Raw genomic sequence first — 2,166 nt, forward strand, 5'->3', positions numbered from 1 at the left:
GGCCGCCGCGACCGACCGCCGCACCTGTTGGTCGGTGCCGGCCACGACCACGTGCACGGAGCGGGTCCCGAGCAGCCGCGCCGCGGTCACCGCACCGTCGAGGATCAGGTGCGGCGCGGTCAGCGCGAGCGCCGCGTCCTTGGCGCTGGCCGGCTCGCCCTCGCTCAGGTTCACCACGACGAAGGGCCGACCCGACGACCGGGCGGCCGTGGCCAGCTTGCGGGCGAACGGGAAGCCGGCGCCGCCCCGGCCGCGCAGCTGGACCCGCTCGAGGTCGGCCAGCAGCCCGGTCAGGTCGAGACGTCGGGGCTCGCCGTGCCAGGAACGGTGCGCGGCGAGCGACGGTCCGGCGTCGATCGCGGCGAGGACCCCCGGACCGCGTTCGACGACGACGCCGCTGGGACGCACGGCCTCGGCGGTCATGCGGGCTCTCCTTCCAGCCCGGCCGGGCCGGGCGTCAGCCACCGCACCATGCCGGCGACGACCACCACACCCGCGGCAGCCGCGTAGGTGACNGACCACCACACCCGCGGCAGCCGCGTAGGTGACCAACGCCCAGGTCTCACTGCTGTCGGTGCCGATCGCCAGGCCGTGCACGAGTCCCAGCGCCCAGGCGAGGTAGGCCAGCTGGTGCACGCGCTGCCAGGCGCCCAACCCGAGCCGGGCCCGCACGAGCGTGGTGACGATGATCGCCAGGATCACGTTCGACGCCAGGGTGCCGGCGGCCAGCCACAGCGGCTCGTACGCCGCGCCGTACGGCACGAACGCGTGCCACCAGCGGATGTCGACGTACTCGTCGAGCACCGCGGTGGAGATGTGGGCGACGAGCAGCGCGGCCGCGAACAGGCTCAGGTTGCGGTGCAGGGACCGGGACACGAACGCCGGCACCAACGACCCCGCGCGCCCACGCATGGCCAGCACTCCGAGGAGCACGGTCGCGGTCAGCACGACGAGCAGCACCATGCCGGTGCCGCGGTTGAGGAACCAGAGGATCGGGGTGGTCATGCCGCCTCCTCCCCCGACGGTCCCGACGATCCGGCCGGCCAGTCGCCGACCAGGCGGACCGAGCCGTCGGCCAGCACCAGACGGGCGTGGGCGCCGCCGTCGGCGAGCCACGGCTGCGCCTCGGCGCCGAGCACCAGCGCCGCCGTCGACGCCACGTTGGCCCCGACGGCGGTGTCACCGAGGGCGGTCGCGGTGCGCACGGCGCCGTCGACCGGAGCCCCGGTGCGCGGGTCGATCAGGTGGTGGGCCCAGCCGTCGTCGGTACGCCACCGGCGCGCCAGGATCGTGGAGGTCGCCATCCCGCCCTGCTGGAGCGCGACGGTCTGGCCGACCTCGCTGTGCTCGGTCTCGCTGACCCGGACCGGCCAGGCCTCGACATCGAGCGCGAGCACCCGTACGTCGCCGCCGAGGCTGATCAGCACGCCGCATCCCAGCTCGGCCGCCACGGTCTCGGCGACCAGGTCGGCGGCCCAGGCCTTCGCCGTCGCGCCCAGGTCGAGCAGGCAGTCGGACGGGATGAGCACGGCGTCGTGGTCCCACCGGATCTCCCGCCAGTCGGGGCGTGGGGCGGCGACCTCGGGCACCGCGATCGCCGGCCGCCGCACGAGCTGCGCGAGGTCGGCGTCGTAGCCCCAGCTCACCAGCGCGCGGCCGACACAGGGATCGACCAGTCCGTCGGTCAGCCGGGCCGCGTCCACCGCGACCCGGACGGCCTCGACCAGCAGCGGGTCGACCGCGACCCACTCCCCCGGCGCCGCGTTGAGCCGGGCGAGGTCGGAGTCGTCACGGAACCGGCTGCAGGCGAGGTCCACGTCGTCGAGCACCTGCCGGGCCAGCGCCTCCGCGCGCGACAGCTTCGTCTCGTCGGTCACGCAGAGCTGGACGTAGGTGCTCCACACGCGCCACCTGCTCATGCCGTACGCCATCTCAGGACCCCGACGAGTTCGACGGGGGCGGCGGCGGGGGCGGCGGCGGAGGAGGCGGTGGGGGAGGCGGCGCGTGCGGCTGGGGTTGCGGCTGCGGGTTCGACTGCTGGGGCGGCGGGCTGCCGGTCGGCGTCGAGGTGGACGTCGGGGCGGTCGAGGCCTGGCCGCCGCCCACCGTGACCGTGACGACGCGGGTAACGATCTCGGTCTTGACCGGTCGGTGCTTCGTCAGCAC

General features: G+C 75.2%; 3 protein-coding genes. All 3 read right to left on the bottom strand.

Translation table 11 applies throughout. The features are described from left to right. The coding region (locus tag H0488_RS23775) for a DUF8596 domain-containing protein (protein WP_220794918.1) at positions 1-1,005 on the bottom strand (1,005 nt) is incomplete at its 3' end. Next, the gene (locus tag H0488_RS22970; RefSeq protein WP_183101494.1) at positions 1,002-1,919 is read right to left on the bottom strand and encodes an FAD:protein FMN transferase; all 918 of its coding nucleotides are present in this window, start codon (positions 1,917-1,919) and stop codon (positions 1,002-1,004) included. The genes H0488_RS23775 and H0488_RS22970, both read right to left, overlap by 4 nt. A 13-nt stretch (positions 1,920-1,932) precedes the next feature. Then, the coding region (locus H0488_RS23780; RefSeq protein ID WP_220794919.1) for a hypothetical protein at positions 1,933-2,166 on the bottom strand (234 nt) is incomplete at its 5' end.

The organism is Nocardioides pelophilus, from assembly GCF_014180685.1.
Classification (GTDB): Bacteria; Actinomycetota; Actinomycetes; order Propionibacteriales; family Nocardioidaceae; genus Nocardioides; species Nocardioides pelophilus.